Origin of the sequence: Camelimonas fluminis (assembly GCF_014656355.1) — a bacterium.
GTDB classification, from domain to species: Bacteria; Pseudomonadota; Alphaproteobacteria; order Rhizobiales; family Beijerinckiaceae; genus Camelimonas; species Camelimonas fluminis.
The window spans coordinates 387802-404023 of sequence record NZ_BNCG01000002.1 but is presented as its reverse complement, the minus strand read 5'-3'; the positions used below and the strand labels follow the sequence as shown (position 1 = coordinate 404023).

Genomic DNA, 16222 nt, shown 5'->3' with positions numbered 1-16222 from the left:
ATGCAAGCCAACATTCCCGATGCGCCCGTGACCAGGCGCGGCTTCGTTCTGATCCTGTCCTCGCCATCCGGCGCCGGCAAATCGACCCTGACGCGCCGGCTGTTGCAGCGTCACGAATTGCAGATGCAGATGTCCGTGTCGGTGACGACGCGGGCGCGGCGGCCGTCGGAGATTGCCGGCCAGGACTATCACTTCATTACCCGGGAGGAGTTCGAGGTCGGCCGCGATCGCGGCGACTATCTGGAATGGGCCGAGGTGCACGGCAATTTCTACGGCACGCCGCGCGGCGCCGTGGAAAAGAGCCTCGCCGCCGGTCACGACATGGTCTTCGACATTGACTGGCAGGGCGCTGACCAGGTGGTGGAGAAGATGCCGGACGACGTGGTGACCGTCTTTATCCTGCCGCCTTCCATGACCGAACTGCGCAACCGCCTGGTGCGCCGCGCCGAGGACGCGAAGGAGGTCATCGACGCCCGCCTGGCCGCTGCCCGCGACGAGATCGCCCACTGGGAGGCCTACGACTACGTGCTGGTCAACGAGGACCTTGATCTGAGCTACAACGCGCTGATCGCCATCATTTCCGCCGAGCGCCTGAAGCGCCGCCGCCAGACGGCGCTGGTCCCGCTGGTCGCCAGCCTGATGGACGGCCCGCTGCCCCAGCACGACTGACGGCGTCCTTCCGGGGAGCGGAAGGCGCCTCGGGCGCGCCACGCCATCAGTGCGCGAACGCCCGGATCCGGGAATGCTCCGGCGTCTGGCGAGGCTCTTGCGCCGGGCGACCGGGAGCGAAGGGTCTCAGTCGCTCTCAGCCAGCATGGCGTCACGCTCATTGGCGAGGCGCACGAAGCCGGAGACGGGCACCGTTTCGGGGCGGGCGGTCTGATCAATGCCGGCGCGCGCCAGCAGGGCCAGCGGATCGGCGGTCACGCCTTTCAGGCTCTGCCGCAGCATCTTGCGGCGCTGTCCGAACGCCGCTTGGGTCACCGCCTCCAGCGCCGCGAGCCGGCATGGCTCCGGCGTCGCGCGCGGCGCGATGCGCACCACGGACGACATGACCTTTGGCGGCGGCGTGAAAGCGGCTGGCGGCACGTCAAACAGGATTTGCGCCTCCGTGCGCCAGCCGCACAGGACGCCGAGCCGGCCATAGTCATTGGGCGCCGCCGGGCCGGCGACGATGCGCTCCGCCACCTCGCGCTGGAACATCAGCGTCAACGACTCCCACGCTGGCGGCCACGTCTGCGTGGTGATCCAGCCGATCAGCAACGCCGTGCCAACATTGTACGGCAGGTTGGCGACGATGCGCAGCGGCCCGGCGTCAGGACCGGCGAGGGCGGCGAAATCCACCCTGAGCGCGTCGTCGTTGATCACCCGCAGCCGACCGGGATAGCGGGCGGCGATCTGCGCGAGCGCCGGCAGGCAGCGCTGGTCGCGCTCGATGGCGATGACTTCACGGGCGCCGCCGGCGAGCAGGGCGCGGGTCAGTCCACCGGGGCCGGGTCCTACCTCGATCACCGTGACGCCATCCAGCGGGCCGGACGAGCGGGCGATTTTGGCGGTCAGGTTCAGGTCGAAGAGAAAATTCTGGCCCAGCGACTTGCGCGGCTCCAGCCCGTGGGCGGCCACGACCTCGCGCAGCGGCGGAAGATCATCGATCATGTGGGCAGGGGTCCCTTTGCGCCCGTGAGGCGCCAGGCGAGGCGCAACGCCGCCATCAGGCTGTCCGGCCGGGCCACGCCCTTGCCAGCGATATCGAAAGCCGTGCCGTGGTCCGGCGAAGTGCGGATGATCGGCAAACCAAGCGTGACGTTTACACCCTCGTCGAAGGCAATGGTCTTGATCGGGATCAGCGCCTGATCATGGTACATGCACAGGGCGGCGTCATAACCGGCGCGGGCCCGAGCATGGAACATGGTGTCGGCCGGCAGCGGCCCGAAGGCGTCAATCCCCTCCGCCCGCAGCGCCGCGATGGCCGGAGCGACGATGGCCGCGTCCTCTTTCCCGAGCGCGCCGTTCTCACCGGCGTGGGGGTTGAGGCCGGCCAACGCCAGTCGCGGGTTGAGCACGCCAAAACGTTGCGCCAGATCGCGGGCCACGATGCGCCCCGTCTCAATGATGGACGCCGTGGTGAGCCGGCGCGGAACCTCCGCCAGCGGAATGTGGATGGTCACCGGAACCACCGCCAGTTCCTCGCACCACAGCATCATCACCGGCGTTGGCGTCTGTCCGGCCGGATCGGCGCACAGTTCAGCGAGAAACTCGGTGTGGCCTGGATGGCGGAAGCCGGCCGCATACAGCACCGATTTGGCGATGGGGTTGGTGACGACGCCGGCGGCGGCGCCGCTACGCGCCAGGCAGACAGCGTCGGTAATGGCGGCGATGGTCGCCGCCGCATTGGCGGGGTCAGGCTGGCCAGGAATAGCAGGCGCTGGCGCGGCGTTCACCGGCAGCAGCGGCAGCCGTTCGGCCGGAAGATCAGCAACGCCGGGAGGAGCGGACAGGACGGCGATCCCGACGCCCCGGGCGCGCGCCGCCCGCATCATTGCGCCGGCGTCGCCAACCACAAAGAACGGCGGCAGTTGCTGGCGCTGAAGCCAGGCGGCCACGGCGATCTCCGGGCCGATCCCGGCGGGATCGCCCATGGTGAGCGCCAGTGCGCCGCCCTGCGTCATTGTGAGACGCCGTCACGCGTCGAATTGCCGATCGACTGGCTGAGTTGCACCGCGCCGAGCGTCGTCAGCTCAAGCTTGAGCATGATGCTCTGGTTGTTGGTGCGCACGCCGGTGGTCGGGTCGTTGTAGGTATTGGTGTAGACCACGGCGAAGGTCGTGCATTCGTCCTGATATTGCACGCCGAACGACGTCGAGGCGACCGAGCCGTAGGGCGCCTTCACATAGCTCGTGGCCAGCGGGTTGGACATGAAGTACTGGCTGGCGTTCTTCTGGGCGCTCAGGTCGAACAGCACGCTGCCGTTGACGCGCCAGTTGGGCGTGAGCTGATAGGCCAGCGACGGCGCCAGGCCCTGGCGACGCACCGCATAACCCAGCGCTGGCTGCGCGGCGTACTGACCATAGGTCAGGCTGGCCTGCATGGAGCCGAAGTTCAGGCTGCTGGTCAGTTCCATGCGCTTCAGCGCGAAGGTTTCCTGGTCGAAGCGGCCACGCGCCGTGAACGAGTAGCGGCTGTTGGGCTGGATGTGAACGCGTCCCACATAGTCCGACGCCTGGCGGTCGAGGCCGGAGTCGAGACCGGTGTTGCTCGGGTCGCGATAACCTTCCGAGAAGGAGTTCTTGCCGGCGAGCTGCACCGACTGGCCGAACAGCATGTCGGCGTAGGCGCCCCCCTCGGTGGTCACGGCGTATTTCAGGCCGTAGTTCAGGCGCACGCCGCCTTCGACGCGGTCATAGCCAGAGAACTTGTTCCACTCGAACAGGGTGGTGTCGTCGAACACCAGGCTCTGGGCGTCCTCGTTCGGCAGCTTGCCGATGCGCGTTTCGTTGGGGCGCGCCACGATCTGGGCGATCGGCTCGATCGTGTGGGTGAGCCCGCCCGAGGTCGTCGCGACGAAGGGATAGCGATACTCCAGGCCAACCGCCGGCATGACGCGGCCGAGCACGTCCGGATCGGGATCCATGAAGTTCGGGATCTTGCTGTTCAGCGGACCGTTCAGATCGACGCGCGTCCAGGTTCCGTCAACCCGCATGGAGGCGAAGGGCGTCCACACCTGGCCGAACGGGTCGATGAACTTGCGCTTCCACGACACCTCGGCGCTGGCGCGCGAGTAGGTTCCCGCCATGCCGCGCATGATGCAGCGGCCCTTCTCATAGACGGCGCAGTTCGAATAATAGCCGAGCCAGTTGTTCAGCATGTCAGGCGTCTGCTGGAAGAACGCCTGGTCGCGACTGAGGCTGGTGACGTTGGTGTCGATCGTGATCTGGCCGCCAAGCCATTCGGGCGCGTTAAAGGACTTGTTGTAGTCAAGCACCGGATGGACGACCGGCTGCTGCTTCTGCCAGTCAAGGCTCGACAGGGCCTTGAAGTAGTAAGCGCGCAGGTCAAAGAAGCCCTGGTCGCCCTTGCCGGTCAGGAACACGGTCGAGGTCGACTCGCGGAAATAGGTGGTCGACAGGCTCTCCGACTTGATTTTGTAGTTGTCGAGGAACCACTTGTCGCTCAGCAGGGCGACGTCCCAGCCATATTGCCATTTGTCGTTGATGTAGAAGCGGCCGGCGCTCTCGATGGAGCCGCGGAAATCCTTGTCGCGCGGACCGATCGGCGAGGGGAGAAAGGCGTCCTTGTCCTGCTGGAAGATGCCCGCGGCGCGAACGTTGTAGCTGCCGGTTTCGAGGCGGTGACGCCATTCAGCCATGCCCAGGAAGCCCTGCCGCGTCATGTAGGTCGGCGTCAGGGTCAGGTCCATGTTGGGGGCGATATTGATGAAATACGGCAGCGCCACGCCGTAGCCGGTGGCCGACGTCGCGATAAAGCGCGGCGACAGGAAGCCGGTCTTGCGCTTCACCGTTGGGTCGGGCGCGGACATGTAGGGGATATACGCCAGCGGGATGCCGGCGAACTCGATCGTCGCGTCCTCGTAATAGATCATCCGTTCTTCGTTCTTGTGGATGATCTTCGCGGCGCGCACTTGCCACAGCGGCGGCCTGTCCGGCTTTTCGGCGCAGGGTTCGCAGGCGGTGTAGGTGCCCTTTTCGAACACCATGGTCTCGCCGGCGGTGCGCTCGGCGCGCGGCGCGGTGAAACGGGTGGTGACGGTCTTGCCGGCGAACACGCCAGTGCGCTTCACGCGCAGCGAGTCGATGAAGCCGTCCTTGAAATTGTCGGTGAGCTCGAACCGGTCGCCGGTGATGACCGTGCCGTCCGCCTCGGTGATGCGGGCGTTGCCGGTGGCGAATACGCGGCGGGAGTTGCGGTCATAGGTGACGGAATCCGCCTGCAGGGTGCGCCCCTGGTAGTACAGGTGCACGTCGCCCACAGCCGAAACCGTGTTCTTGTCATTGTTATAGACCAGCTCGCCCGCTTCCACGAGCAGCTTGTCCTTTTCGCCCGATTGCTTCTGTGACTTCGCTTGCAGCGCGTCGTTCAGGGTCTGGGCCGACAGGACGCAAGGGGCCGCGCTCGTCAGCAGAACCGCTGCGATCGCCCTCAACGCAACCATGCCAATCCGTGACTTCATACTGCCGTTCCATCCCGTCCGTGAGCGGACGCCAAAGTCCGCCAAAGACGCCATGTGCTGGGACGTCGCCTCGCGGCGGCGGCCGGTTAAGCGCGGGCGCTGTCGCGCCAGGGGCGTTGCGATTGCGCGCAACGTTCGCTGGGCGCCCCCGGTTCAGCCGTCCTCCTGATAGAGGAGGGCGAGCACGCCGAGAAGGGCGCCGGTTATCGCAGGGAACCAGGCGGCAACCGCCGTCCCCAACATCCCGGAGCCCCCGAGGTCCTGCATGAGCTCAGTCGCCACATAAAGCACGAAGCCGGCGACGACACCACTGAGAACCATTTTGGCCACGCCACCAAATCGGAAAAACCTTAAGGAAAATGACGCCGCGACCAGCACCATGGCGACGAACAGCATCGGCCGGGCGATCAGGACGTCGAACTGGAGCCGGTAACCCGTTGCATCAAGACCAGCTTTTTCCGTTCGCTCGATAACCTGTGGAAGTTGCCATAAAGGCACGCTTTCCGGCGGCGTGAAGGCCCGGCGCACCTGCGCCGCGTCGAGCGCGCTGGCGACCTGTTTTGTGGAGAACGGCTGTGGCGGCGCCCCGGCGGAGATCACGCGTCCGTCCGAAATATTCCAGTAACCATGTTCCAGGGTTGCGGTCTTCGCCTCGATGCGATCGAGGAAGCTGCCGTCCGGTTTGAAGTTGAAAAACGTCACCCGGTTGAGGGTCGTGGAATTCTCGATCACCTGGTCGGCGCGAATGATGACTTCGCCCTCCGGCCGCCGCTCGCGCAGCCACTGTTCCTTGCCGGGCTGGAACTTCTGGCTCTTGGCGAAAATGCGGGCCTCCACCTGGGAGGCGTGCTGTTTGAGGTGGGCGGCGAAGGGGTTGTAGATGGTGATGGCGACAACGCCGACCAGCAACGCCACCAGCACGGGCGGTTGCAGGAACTCCCATGCGGACACGCCAGCGGAGCGGGCGATCACCAGCTCCAGCTTGCGGCTGAGGTTGAGCAGCGTCGCCATGGCCCCAAACAGGATGGCGAACGGCAGCACCTGCTCCGCCACGGCCGGGGTGCGAAACAGCGCCAGCATCGCCATCATCGACGTGGAGGCGCCTTCGGCGTCGCCGGCGCGACGCATCAGCTCGACCAGGTCGAGCGTGTAGATCAGGGCGAACACCGTGCCGAAAACGATCAGCACGGCGCGGATGAAGTGGCGCGCGAAATAGCGGCCAAGCGTGGGTCCGATGATCATGCGCGTGGGGTGCTCATCAGGCGCGCCGCAGCGGCAGGGCGGGCAGGCGCGCGACAAGGCGCGCCCGTGCGGCGTCGAGGCGGTCAGTCAACACGGCGACCCGGTCCGGGAAGAAAATCAGCAGCAGGGAGAAAAGGCTCCCCAGCAACGGCGCGGCGTAGATGCCGATGACGCCCGCCGGAGAGCGCACCGCCGCCGAAGAGGCCAGAAATCCAAGCACCCGCACCGCCACCACGCCGGCCAGCGCCAGGATTATGGCGAAGCCGCGCCCCTGACGGGTGGTGCGCGCCTGGCCCAGGGCGGCGAAAGCAATGAGCATGAAGGCGACGGGATAGAGCGGCGCGGCGAAACGGTCGTGCAACTCGGCGCGGAAGCGGCCGGCCTGCATCTTGTAATAGCCGTCTTTTACGTTGGGATTGAGCAGGTCCGCGGTCGAACGCTCACGCGGTTTGTACACCACTTCGCCGCCTTCGCCGCCAAAGGCTGAGAGATCAATGGCGTACCGGTCGAAATTGACGATGGAATTGTCGCCGTTGCCGCCATCCTGACGCTGGATTGAGCCCTTCTCCAGCACCAGATAGCTTTGCCCGTCCAGCTCCACCGTCTGCCCGCGCTGGGCGAGGTAGATCGAGGTCTTGCCCTGCTCGCGCCTGTCCTGGAAGAAAATGCCCAGCAGCGTGGCGCCCTGACGTTCGCGGTAGTGGAACGTGACGCCGCTGTCGAGCGCCGTGAACTGGCCGGGCTTGACGATATTGGCAACGAAATCGGCGCGGATGTTGGTCACCAGATCACGCAACCCCTGAAAGCTGTTGGGCATCAGCCAGATGGTCATCCAGCCCGTCAGAAGGGCCACCGCGAGGGAGGCGTAGCCGAAGGGCCGCAACAGGCGGCCGGGCGCGACGCCCGCGGCGCTCATGACAATCAGCTCCGAGTCGCCGTTCAGCTTGTTCAGGGCGTAAACGGCGCCGATGAACAGCGCCACCGGCGCGATCACGGTGATCAGTGCTGGCAGCGACAGGGCGGTGACGGTGAAGAACACCCAGATGGTCTGCCCCTTGCCGGTCAGCAGGTCCATCTGCTTCAGCGCTTCGGTGATCCAGATCACCAGGGTCAGCGCCAGCAGGCAACTGATGAAGCCGGTTACGACGTTCCGGAAAATATAGCGTTCGATCAGTGTCATGCAGCGTGCTCTGGACCTTTTGCCCCATGCTGGCGCAAGCTTCCGCCCGGATTGGACGGAAATGTTGCGCCAGTGTTGCCCGACAGCGTTGTCCGCCGACAGCGTTCAGGCGCCATGGTAGCCGCGCCGCCTGAAGGAAACGTTGTCGCCGGAATGGAGCCGCTCCGGCGAAACTGTCGTTGAAGAGCCCGTATCTCCTGGCTTCCAATGTGTCCCACAGCCTGTAGCCTGGCGCGGGCGTCGCGTTAAGGGGTGCGTCGGCCCCATCGTTGGCCAGCCGGCTTGCGGCGAATGTTGCGCAAGCGCAAAAGGCCTTTTCAAGGCGCCGTGTCCAGCGTCCGGCCAGCGCCTGCATCGCGTCATATACGCGCGCCGGCGCCTTATCAGCGCCGGGCGTCCCGTTATATGTATGTGAAGGCAAGGCGTTGAAACGGGCGGGGCGGCCGTTTCAACGCCAGGATATGCAATTCAGCAGCAAGACCGGAGCCCCCCTCATATGGATTCCGGCCCGGATCGAGGGTTTCATGAGCGATCGTATCAAGGTTGATTTCCGGAGCGTCGAGCCGATTGTCGGCGGCGATGTGGTCGTTTTCGTCGGCGATGATCTGAAGCTGACGCCGCTGGCCCAGGATCTGCTGGGCGCCGCCGCCCAGGCGCTGGTGACGCGCGCCGCCGCTGTCGAGCGCTTCAAGGGCAAGGCGCGCGGCGCCATGGTTATCACCGCGCCGGCTGGCATCGCCGCCGATCGCCTGGTGGTTGTTGGCGTTGGCGACGCACAGGCGCGCGCGCGAATCGATTTTACCCGTCTTGGCGGCGTGGTCATGGGCAAGGTCGGCGCCGGCCGTTCCGCCCATGTGGTGTTCGACCTCCCCTCAGCCGGGGCGGGAGACCCGAAGGACGATCAGGAGAAGCTCTCCGGCAAGGACGCCAAAAAGGCCGCGAAGAAAGCCGCCAAGAAGGGCGCGGCGGGCGGCGACGCCGTGTCCGGCCCGGCCTCCGCCGGCGCAGGCGCAGCCGCTGATTTCGCTTTGGGGCTGCAACTGCGCGCCTATCGCTTTGACCAGTACAAGACGAAAAAGAAGGACGAAGACAACGGCGCCGAGGGCGGCGATTTCGCCATCTACCTCGCCGACCCGTCCGCCGCCCGCAAGGCGTGGCGCGCCCGTGAGGCGATCGCCGGCGGCGTCACCCTGGCGCGCGATCTGGTCAATGAGCCGCCGAACGTGCTCTATCCCGAAGCCTTCGCCGACCGCGCAGCCAGGCTGTCGAAGCTTGGCGTCGAGGTTGAGGTGCTGGACCAGAAGCAACTGGCCAGGCTTGGCATGGGGGCGCTGCTCGGCGTCGCCCAGGGCTCGGCCTTCGCGCCGCGCGTCGTGGTCATGCGCTGGAACGGCGGCCGCTCCGGCGACGCGCCGGTGGCCTTTATTGGCAAGGGCGTTTGCTTCGACACTGGCGGCATCTCCATCAAGCCCGCCGCCGGCATGGAAGACATGAAGGGCGACATGGGCGGGGCCGCCTGCGTCACCGGCCTGATGCACGCGCTCGCCGCCCGCAACGCGAAGGTGAACGCCGTCGGCGTCATCGGCCTTGTGGAAAACATGCCCGACGGCGCCGCCCAGCGCCCTGGCGACATCGTCACCTCGATGTCTGGCCAGACCATCGAAATCATCAACACCGACGCCGAGGGCCGCCTCGTGCTGGCGGATATCCTCTGGTACGCGAAGGAGCGCTTCAAGCCGCGTTTCATGATCGATCTGGCGACGCTCACCGGGGCCATCCTGGTGTCGCTGGCTCACGAGCACGCCGGCCTGTTCGCCAACGACGACCCGCTCGCCGGACAATTGTCCGCGGCCGGCGAGGCGACCGGCGAGACCGTCTGGCGCATGCCGATGGGCGATGCGTTCGACAAGATGATCGATTCCAAATTCGCTGACATGAAGAACACCGGCGGCCGTTTCGGCGGCTCGATCACGGCGGCGCAGTTCCTGAAGCGTTTCGTTGGCGACACTCCCTGGGCGCACCTCGACATCGCCGGCGTCGGCATGGGCCCGCCGGCCAGCGACATCAACCAGTCGTGGGGGCCAGGCTGGGGCGTGCGCCTGCTCGACCGCCTCGTGGCGGATAATTACGAGGGCTGAAGCCGACGCGCATCGCCTTCCCGTGGGCCCCAGGGCTCACGGGAAGGCGTGGATGCCTGCAAGGCGTGCGGGCGCGGCGTTGGCCGGCGCCGCCCGGGGATGGAACTGGCTGGCGTCAGGGGACAAAGCCCATCCGTGGGCATCGTGGTCTGGGCATCGTGGGTTTGGGCAGCCTGTCCTGACGCCCGCCAGCAGGCCGCCTCCCTGCGCCGGGCGCGATGTGACCGCGCCTCCATCCATCAGGGCGCGCCGCTTTCCCCGCGGCAGGGAAGGCCGGCCAGCCCGACGTCACGGTGCCGGCGCGGCCTGCAAGGCCGGGCCTGTCATGGCCATCTGCGCGGCGGCGTGCGCCGGGCGACGTTGCGCCGGCGCAAAGGTCCGCAACGATGTCTTCACCCCTGGCGTCTGTCTTAAGGGCGTCTCAAAAGGATCTGACCACGGATGGCGGAAGTCCTGTTCTACCATTTGCAACGACAGCCAGTTGAGGCGGTGTTGCCGGCGCTGCTTTTGCGCAGCCTGGAACGGGGCTGGCGCGTGGTGGTGGAGGCGGGCGACGAACAGCGCATGGCTGCGCTCGACGATCATCTCTGGACCTTCTCAGACGACAGCTTCCTGCCCCACGGCTCCGCCCGCGAGCCGGATATCGCCAGCCAGCCGGTGGCGCTGGTCTGCGAACCTGGCAATCCCAACGCCGCCAATGTGCGCTTTCTGGTCTATGGGGCCCGGACTCCGGACGACCTCGCGGGCTGGGAGCGCGTCGTGCTGATGTTCGACGGCGCCGACGAGACGGCGCTGGCGACCGCGCGCGAAGACTGGCGCAAGGTCAAGGCGCTTGGGGCCGATGCGACCTATTGGCAGCAGAACGACCAGGGCCGTTGGGAAAAGAAAGCCTGAGCCGGCCAGGGCCCCTGTCAAACTTCCGCCCCTGAATCAGGGCAGGGGTTCGGGATCGGAGCCTGCGCGGACATCCGTGGCAAAAAGCGTCTGTTTCGTCCCTTCAGCCCTCAACCGAAAGGAAAGCCATGCAGCCGGTCGAACGCCAGCGCCGCAATACGCGGCGGACGGAAACCGTGAAGACCGTGCTGGCCGCCCTGATGGTCGCCACGCTGCTGACCGGCCCGACCCTGTCCGGCGCCCACGCCTCGGACGAGGCGACGCCCGCCGCGGCTGGCGCGTCCCAGCCCGCGGCGCGAGACGCCAGCGCAGCGCGCGAACGCCTGCCGGCTCCGCGCAGCATCGCTCGCGACATTGATATTGCCGGCAAACCGCTACGCTATGTCACGACCGCCGGCAGCATCCCGTTACGTGATGCGGAAGGCGCCTTGCTGGCCGAAGTCGCATACGTGGCCTATGTGCGCCGCGACGCGGATGACAAGACCAATCCGCGCGCCAGTTCCAAATCCGCGAGCGACGGGACCGAGCGCGACGCTGCCACGCGGCCCATCACCTTCGTGTTCAACGGCGGCCCCGGCGCCTCATCGGCCTGGCTGAACTTTGGCGCCCTTGGCCCGCGCATCATCAGCTTTGGCAATCAGGGCGACACGCCGTCCGATGCGCCGCTGCTGCGTGACAATCCTGAAACCTGGCTGCCGTTCACCGATCTGGTGTTCATCGATCCGCCCGGCACGGGCTTCAGCCGGCTCGCCAGCGACAAGGAAGCGTTGCGCAAGAATTTCTGGTCGGTCGACGGCGACATCAAGGGGCTGGCCCGGGTGGTCAGCCGCTATCTGACTGACAACGGCCGCCTCGCGTCGCCCAAATATCTCGTCGGCGAGAGTTATGGCGGTTTCCGCGCGCCGAAGCTGGCCAGCGCCTTGCAGACCGGCGAGGGCATCGGCGTTAACGGCGTGGTGATGCTGTCGCCGGTGCTGGATTTCGCCCGCCTCGGCGCCCAGACCGATCCGGTGATCGGCCAGGCCGCCCTGTTGCCGTCGATGGCGGCGGCCCGGCTGGAGCGCGACGGCAAGCTGACGCCAGAGGCGTTGCAGGCCGTGGAGGACTACGCGCGTGGTCCTTATGTGACAGACCTGCTGCGCGGGCCGCGCGACGCGGCGGCGCAGGCGCGCATCAATGCGAAAGTGGCGGAGTTCACCGGTCTCGATCCGGCGCTGGTCGCCCGGCTTGGCGGGCGGGTGGACGGCCGCGCGTTTTCGCGCGAGTTCCGGCGTGACCGGAACCAGACCGGTCAAAACGAGGTGGTCAGCCAGTATGACGGCAACGTCGGCGCGCCGGACCCATGGCCGCAGTCCCTGATGGGCCGCAACGACGACCCGATCCTTGACGGCGCCCAGGCGCCGCTGGCCAGCGCGGCGGTGGATGAAATCACCCGCACCATCGGCTGGCGGCCGGAAGGGCGCTATCATCTGCTCTCCGATCAGGTGAATCGCGGCTGGGACTGGGGACGCGGCCTGCGCCCGCCCGAGGCGCTGTCCGATCTGCGCTCAGCGCTGGCGCTTGATCCGAAGATGAAGGTCCTGGTCGTCCACGGTTACAACGATCTGGTGACGCCATACTTCCAGTCGACCCTGGATCTGGCGTCCCTGCCGGCCATTGGCGGCGCCGACCGAACGCCATTGCGCGTCTATCCGGGCGGGCACATGTTCTATACGCGCGAATCTTCACGCCGCGCGTTCCTGGAGGATGCACGCAAGCTGTATCCTGCCGTGAAGGAGACGGAGACGCCGGCCGCCACGCCAGAGCGGAGCCGCTGAGGCTGCGTCGGGCAGGCGCGATCAGCGTGCGAACGCGCCCGGCCAGATCGGCGGGACAACGGCCGCGTTCCGCATGAACGGGTTTGCTTCAGGATCGGAAGGGCGTCTGAAAAACGCCGCGCTCTTTGCGCAACCACATGAAGGATCATCAGGTGCAGTTGGATCACGCGCGGTTTGATCGCTCGCAGCCCGGTTTGGTCATTTTCGCCCCATCCAGGGCTGGAGAACGCCGCGGAAACATGCGCCGGGTGGCGGCTGTGATCGCGCCGGCGCTGGCGGTCGCCCTGGCGGGCTGCTCCTACAACATCAGCGCCATCGGCGTCGCCAATGACCGCAGCGCCTCGGCGTCGGTCGGCTCTGGCGGCGTCCATGCCCAGCAGACGGGCCCATCCGGAACGTCGGTTTACAATTCGCCAGCCCCTGCGCCGGCGCCCAATTACGGGCCAGTGTTGCGCGCCGACGGAACCTGCTCGCAACCGTTCGCTGGCCCGGCTCCGGCCGCTATCGAGCCGGGGATCAGCGAATGCGCCCTGGTCGCCGCCAAGGGCGCGCCGGTCGACGTGCTGGTCGGCGGCAGCGGCAAGGGGCAGCGCGAGGTCCAGGTGCTGTATCAGGAGCCCACCGGCAAGAAGGTCTACCTGTTCTCCGACAACAAGCTGGTGCGCATCGTCGACTGAGGCGGCGGGACGCGCACGTTCCAGGCGGCGACAGCTTCGTCAGTTCCCGTCACGGCCACGACCGCCGCAGCGCCCCAACGCAGACTTGCCCGATAGCCTGGTCCGCCCGGCGCCCGGACATGCCAGATCGGCAGATTTGCCAGATCGGCAGATTTGCCAGATCGGCAGATTTGTCAGGCGGTCAGATTTGCCTGGCCACCCACGAGAGCGCTGCGGCGGCTGCGATCGCGCCCTGTTGGCGGCCGTGGCGCGAGGACGCCGGCAACACGCGCAGGCATGACGCTGTTGGGGCGGGCCGGACGCTGCGCCCTCACGCCTGCGTCTCAGGCGTCGCTCTCCAGTTGCGACGAGATCTCCAGCCATTCTTCTTCAGCTGTGGCGATCGCTTCCGCGGCGTCCGCCCGCATCTTGGCCAGTTCCGCCGCCTTCGCCGGATTCTTCGCGAAAGCGTCGCCTTCGGCCAGCGCCGCGTCCACCTTGGTCACGGCGGTCGTCAGCTTGTCGATCCGCGCCTCAAGAGCTTCGAGCCGCTTGCGTAGCGGGGCCTGGGCCTGGCGGCGCTCCGCGGCCTGGCGACGACGCTCCGCCTGCTCGTTGCCCTGGTTGTCAGCGCGGGATTTGCCCGCGTCCGGGCCGCCGAGCACCAGCGCCCGGTACTCATCCAGATCGCCATCGAACGGCTTCACCGAGCCATTGGCCACCAGCCACAGCCGGTCGACGCACGCCTCGACCAGGAAGCGGTCGTGGCTGACCAGCACCACGGCGCCGGGATAGTCGTTGATGGCTTCCATCAGCGCCTGGCGGCTGTCGATGTCGAGGTGGTTGGTCGGCTCGTCGAGGATCAGCAGGTGCGGTCCATGGAAGGCAGCGAGGCCCATGGTGAGGCGGGCGCGCTCGCCGCCGGAGAGCGACGACACCGGCGTATCGGCCTTCTGCCCCGGAAAGCCCATCTGCGCCGCCCGGGAGCGGATTTTTGCCTCCGGCGCGCCAGGCATCAGCACGGCGACATGCTGGAACGGCGTGTCGTTGATGCGCAGCACGTCGAGCTGGTGCTGGGCGAAGAAGGCGGTTTCCAGCTTGCCCGAGCGCGTCATGACGCCGGAGAGTGGCTCCAGCGAGCCAGCGAGCAGCTTGGCGAAGGTGGATTTGCCATTGCCGTTCTGGCCGAGCAGCGCAATGCGGTCGTCCGGCGCGATCGACAGGTTAAGGTTCTTCAGCACCACGCGCTCGCCATAACCGGCGGCGACGCCCTCCATGGCGATTATCGGCGGCGACAGCGGCCGCTCCGGGCCCGGCAGGCTGAACGGCAGCACCGCCTCGTCGGTCATGGCGGCGATTGGCTCCATCTTCTCCAGCCGCTTCAGCCGCGACTGAGCCTGCCGCGCCTTGGTCGCCTTGGCGCGGAAGCGGTCGACGAACGCCTGCATGTGCTTGCGCTCGTTCTCCTGTTTGGCGCGCAGGGCATTGTTTTGCGCCATCTTTTCCCGGCGTTGCCGGTCGAATGAGGCGTAGCCGCCGCGATACAGCGTCAGCTTGCCCCGGTCGAGGTGCAGGATGTGGTCAACCGCCTCGTCCAGCAGTTCGCGATCGTGGCTGATGACCAGCGCCGTGTGCGGATAGCGGCCGAGAAAGTCGTAAAGCCACAGCGTGCCTTCGATATCGAGATAGTTGGTCGGCTCGTCCAGCAGCAGCAGATCCGGCTCGGCGAACAGCACCGCCGCCAGCGCCACGCGCATGCGCCAGCCGCCGGAGAACGAGGCGCAGGGCCGCAACTGCGCTTCCGCGTCGAAGCCCAGGCCGTGCAGGATGGCCGCCGCGCGGGCCGGGGCGGAATGGGCGTCAATGTCCACCAGCCGCGTCTCGATCTCCGCCCGCCGCATCGGGTCGGTCGTCGTTTCCGCTTCACGCAGCAACGCCGCGCGCTCCGTATCGGCGGCCAGAACCACCTCGACCAGAGGTTCGGGGCCGGAGGGGGCCTCCTGGGCGACCGCGCCGATGCGGCGGTGACGGGGCAGGGAGAACGCGCCGCTTTCGGAGGAAATCTCTCCGGTGAGCAGGCGGAACAGGGTCGACTTTCCGGCGCCATTGCGGCCAACGAAGCCAACCCGCGCCCCATCCGGAATGGCGGCGCTGGCGCTGTCGAACAGAATGCGGGGGCCGAGGCGGTAGGTCAGGTCGCTGATGGTAAGCATGGCCGGGTTTTGGCCCCGGCCGCGCCATCGCGCAAGTCGCAAGTCATATGTCGCGCGAGCCGCCAAACAGCCTGGCGCGCGGCGTGGCCCCGGTGCATCAGGGCCTTGCCGGATATTCGGCCTGGACATTCGGCCCTGGACATTCGGCGGCGGCGATCTGGCGAGGCGCCTTTCCGCCTGACAGGAAGGCGGTCGCCACTCATTCCCTGACGCAGGCAGGATGGGCGACGCCGAAGGGCGAGAAGCGCCCCACCGGATCGACCTGCCCGACATATCCGGCAGGCTCTCACCCGGCCAGGCTCACCCGGGCAGGCTCACCTGGGCAGTCTCTCATCCAGACAGGCTTTCAGAAGGTCTTCTGGCAAAGGCGGCGGACAGGCTGTGGATGACGGGCGAGCGTGTCATCCGGCGCCGCCGTGCGTGCGTCAGTCGCGTGACTGTCCGCGTCTGCCGGAATGAAACCGCATTTGCCATGAGTCTCAGCGACCTATGTCAAAGTGTCGCCGTGTTTGCGTCACGCTTGCGCCTACCGTCCCCGCCTATCTATGCCTGTTGATAAGTTGTTGATTCGCAGTGATTCCCCATGATTGTCCGCCGCCTGTCCATTGATGCGCTGTTTCTGGTGCTGGTTTGCCTCGTCCTCGGGACGCTGGTGCTGGCGCAGACGTCGGTGCGCGCCCTGTCCGTTTCTGGCGCCCGCTCCGGCGCGGTTTCCGGCGTCACGGCCTGCATGGAAGAGATGACATGCGCTGCCCAACACGGGGCGTCCAAAGCGCGACCACCGACCGTGCGCGTCTGACAGCATTGGCGAAATCCGCCGCCGGCATGGGCAGGGCGTCTCCGGAAGCCCCCCGAAGGCGCGCATGCCGGCTGGCAGGCGGTTCCGTCGCTGGC

Annotated in this window: 12 protein-coding genes; 6 read left to right on the top strand and 6 right to left on the bottom strand. The window is 66.9% G+C overall.

What is annotated here, in order from left to right:
- Complete coding sequence (gmk, locus tag IE243_RS05160) at window positions 1-669, top strand: guanylate kinase (RefSeq protein WP_191318269.1); 669 nt, start codon at window positions 1-3, stop codon at window positions 667-669.
- 126 nt (window positions 670-795) lie between these two features.
- Here gmk and rsmA read toward each other — a convergent pair whose 3' ends face one another.
- The 5 genes from rsmA to lptF form a co-directional block, all read right to left on the bottom strand.
- Window positions 796-1656, bottom strand: a complete 861-nt coding sequence (rsmA, locus tag IE243_RS05155; RefSeq protein ID WP_191318268.1) for a 16S rRNA (adenine(1518)-N(6)/adenine(1519)-N(6))-dimethyltransferase RsmA — start codon at window positions 1654-1656, stop codon at window positions 796-798.
- Window positions 1653-2669 (bottom strand): 4-hydroxythreonine-4-phosphate dehydrogenase PdxA, encoded by a 1017-nt coding sequence (gene pdxA, locus IE243_RS05150; RefSeq protein ID WP_191318267.1) that lies wholly within the window; start codon window positions 2667-2669, stop codon window positions 1653-1655. Before pdxA ends, rsmA begins: the two co-directional genes overlap by 4 nt.
- The gene (locus IE243_RS05145) at window positions 2666-5188 is read right to left on the bottom strand and encodes an LPS-assembly protein LptD (protein WP_191318266.1); all 2523 of its coding nucleotides are present in this window, start codon (window positions 5186-5188) and stop codon (window positions 2666-2668) included. The genes pdxA and IE243_RS05145 overlap by 4 nt, the downstream gene beginning before the upstream one ends.
- A gap of 153 nt (window positions 5189-5341) precedes the next feature.
- Window positions 5342-6430, bottom strand: a complete 1089-nt coding sequence (lptG, locus tag IE243_RS05140; RefSeq protein WP_191318265.1) for an LPS export ABC transporter permease LptG — start codon at window positions 6428-6430, stop codon at window positions 5342-5344.
- Between the two features lie 16 nt (window positions 6431-6446).
- A complete protein-coding gene (lptF, locus tag IE243_RS05135; protein ID WP_191318264.1) occupies window positions 6447-7610 on the bottom strand; it encodes an LPS export ABC transporter permease LptF in 1164 nt (387 codons plus the stop codon).
- A gap of 524 nt (window positions 7611-8134) precedes the next feature.
- Between lptF and IE243_RS05130 the strand changes: the two genes are divergently transcribed.
- The 4 genes from IE243_RS05130 (at window position 8135) to IE243_RS05115 (ending at window position 13136) form a co-directional block, all read left to right on the top strand.
- On the top strand, window positions 8135-9748 hold the full coding sequence (locus tag IE243_RS05130) for a leucyl aminopeptidase (protein ID WP_191318263.1): 1614 nt from the start codon (window positions 8135-8137) through the stop codon (window positions 9746-9748).
- Between the two features lie 441 nt (window positions 9749-10189).
- Window positions 10190-10642 carry a DNA polymerase III subunit chi gene (locus tag IE243_RS05125; protein WP_191318262.1) on the top strand — a complete coding sequence of 151 codons (453 nt, stop codon included), beginning with the start codon at window positions 10190-10192 and terminating at the stop codon, window positions 10640-10642.
- A 128-nt stretch (window positions 10643-10770) separates the two neighbouring features.
- The gene (locus tag IE243_RS05120; protein ID WP_210319796.1) at window positions 10771-12459 is read left to right on the top strand and encodes a S10 family peptidase; all 1689 of its coding nucleotides are present in this window, start codon (window positions 10771-10773) and stop codon (window positions 12457-12459) included.
- Between the two features lie 239 nt (window positions 12460-12698).
- Window positions 12699-13136 (top strand): hypothetical protein, encoded by a 438-nt coding sequence (locus IE243_RS05115; protein WP_373301563.1) that lies wholly within the window; start codon window positions 12699-12701, stop codon window positions 13134-13136.
- A gap of 323 nt (window positions 13137-13459) precedes the next feature.
- Here IE243_RS05115 and IE243_RS05110 read toward each other — a convergent pair whose 3' ends face one another.
- Window positions 13460-15328, bottom strand: a complete 1869-nt coding sequence (locus IE243_RS05110; RefSeq protein ID WP_191318260.1) for an ABC-F family ATP-binding cassette domain-containing protein — start codon at window positions 15326-15328, stop codon at window positions 13460-13462.
- 583 nt (window positions 15329-15911) lie between these two features.
- Here IE243_RS05110 and IE243_RS05105 point away from each other — a divergent pair.
- The gene (locus tag IE243_RS05105) at window positions 15912-16127 is read left to right on the top strand and encodes a hypothetical protein (RefSeq protein ID WP_191318259.1); all 216 of its coding nucleotides are present in this window, start codon (window positions 15912-15914) and stop codon (window positions 16125-16127) included.
- The last annotated feature ends 95 nt before the right edge of the window (window positions 16128-16222 follow it).

Coding starts and splice junctions, on each gene's coding strand:
- lptG (WP_191318265.1), bottom strand. CDS start 6,430: ATGATCATCGGACCCACGCTTGGCCGCTATTTCGCGCGCCACTTCATC.
- IE243_RS05105 (WP_191318259.1), top strand. CDS start 15,912: ATGATTGTCCGCCGCCTGTCCATTGATGCGCTGTTTCTGGTGCTGGTT.
- IE243_RS05145 (WP_191318266.1), bottom strand. CDS start 5,188: ATGAAGTCACGGATTGGCATGGTTGCGTTGAGGGCGATCGCAGCGGTT.
- gmk (WP_191318269.1), top strand. CDS start 1: ATGCAAGCCAACATTCCCGATGCGCCCGTGACCAGGCGCGGCTTCGTT.
- pdxA (WP_191318267.1), bottom strand. CDS start 2,669: ATGACGCAGGGCGGCGCACTGGCGCTCACCATGGGCGATCCCGCCGGG.
- IE243_RS05120 (WP_210319796.1), top strand. CDS start 10,771: ATGCAGCCGGTCGAACGCCAGCGCCGCAATACGCGGCGGACGGAAACC.
- IE243_RS05115 (WP_373301563.1), top strand. CDS start 12,699: ATGCGCCGGGTGGCGGCTGTGATCGCGCCGGCGCTGGCGGTCGCCCTG.
- IE243_RS05130 (WP_191318263.1), top strand. CDS start 8,135: ATGAGCGATCGTATCAAGGTTGATTTCCGGAGCGTCGAGCCGATTGTC.
- IE243_RS05110 (WP_191318260.1), bottom strand. CDS start 15,328: ATGCTTACCATCAGCGACCTGACCTACCGCCTCGGCCCCCGCATTCTG.
- rsmA (WP_191318268.1), bottom strand. CDS start 1,656: ATGATCGATGATCTTCCGCCGCTGCGCGAGGTCGTGGCCGCCCACGGG.
- IE243_RS05125 (WP_191318262.1), top strand. CDS start 10,190: ATGGCGGAAGTCCTGTTCTACCATTTGCAACGACAGCCAGTTGAGGCG.
- lptF (WP_191318264.1), bottom strand. CDS start 7,610: ATGACACTGATCGAACGCTATATTTTCCGGAACGTCGTAACCGGCTTC.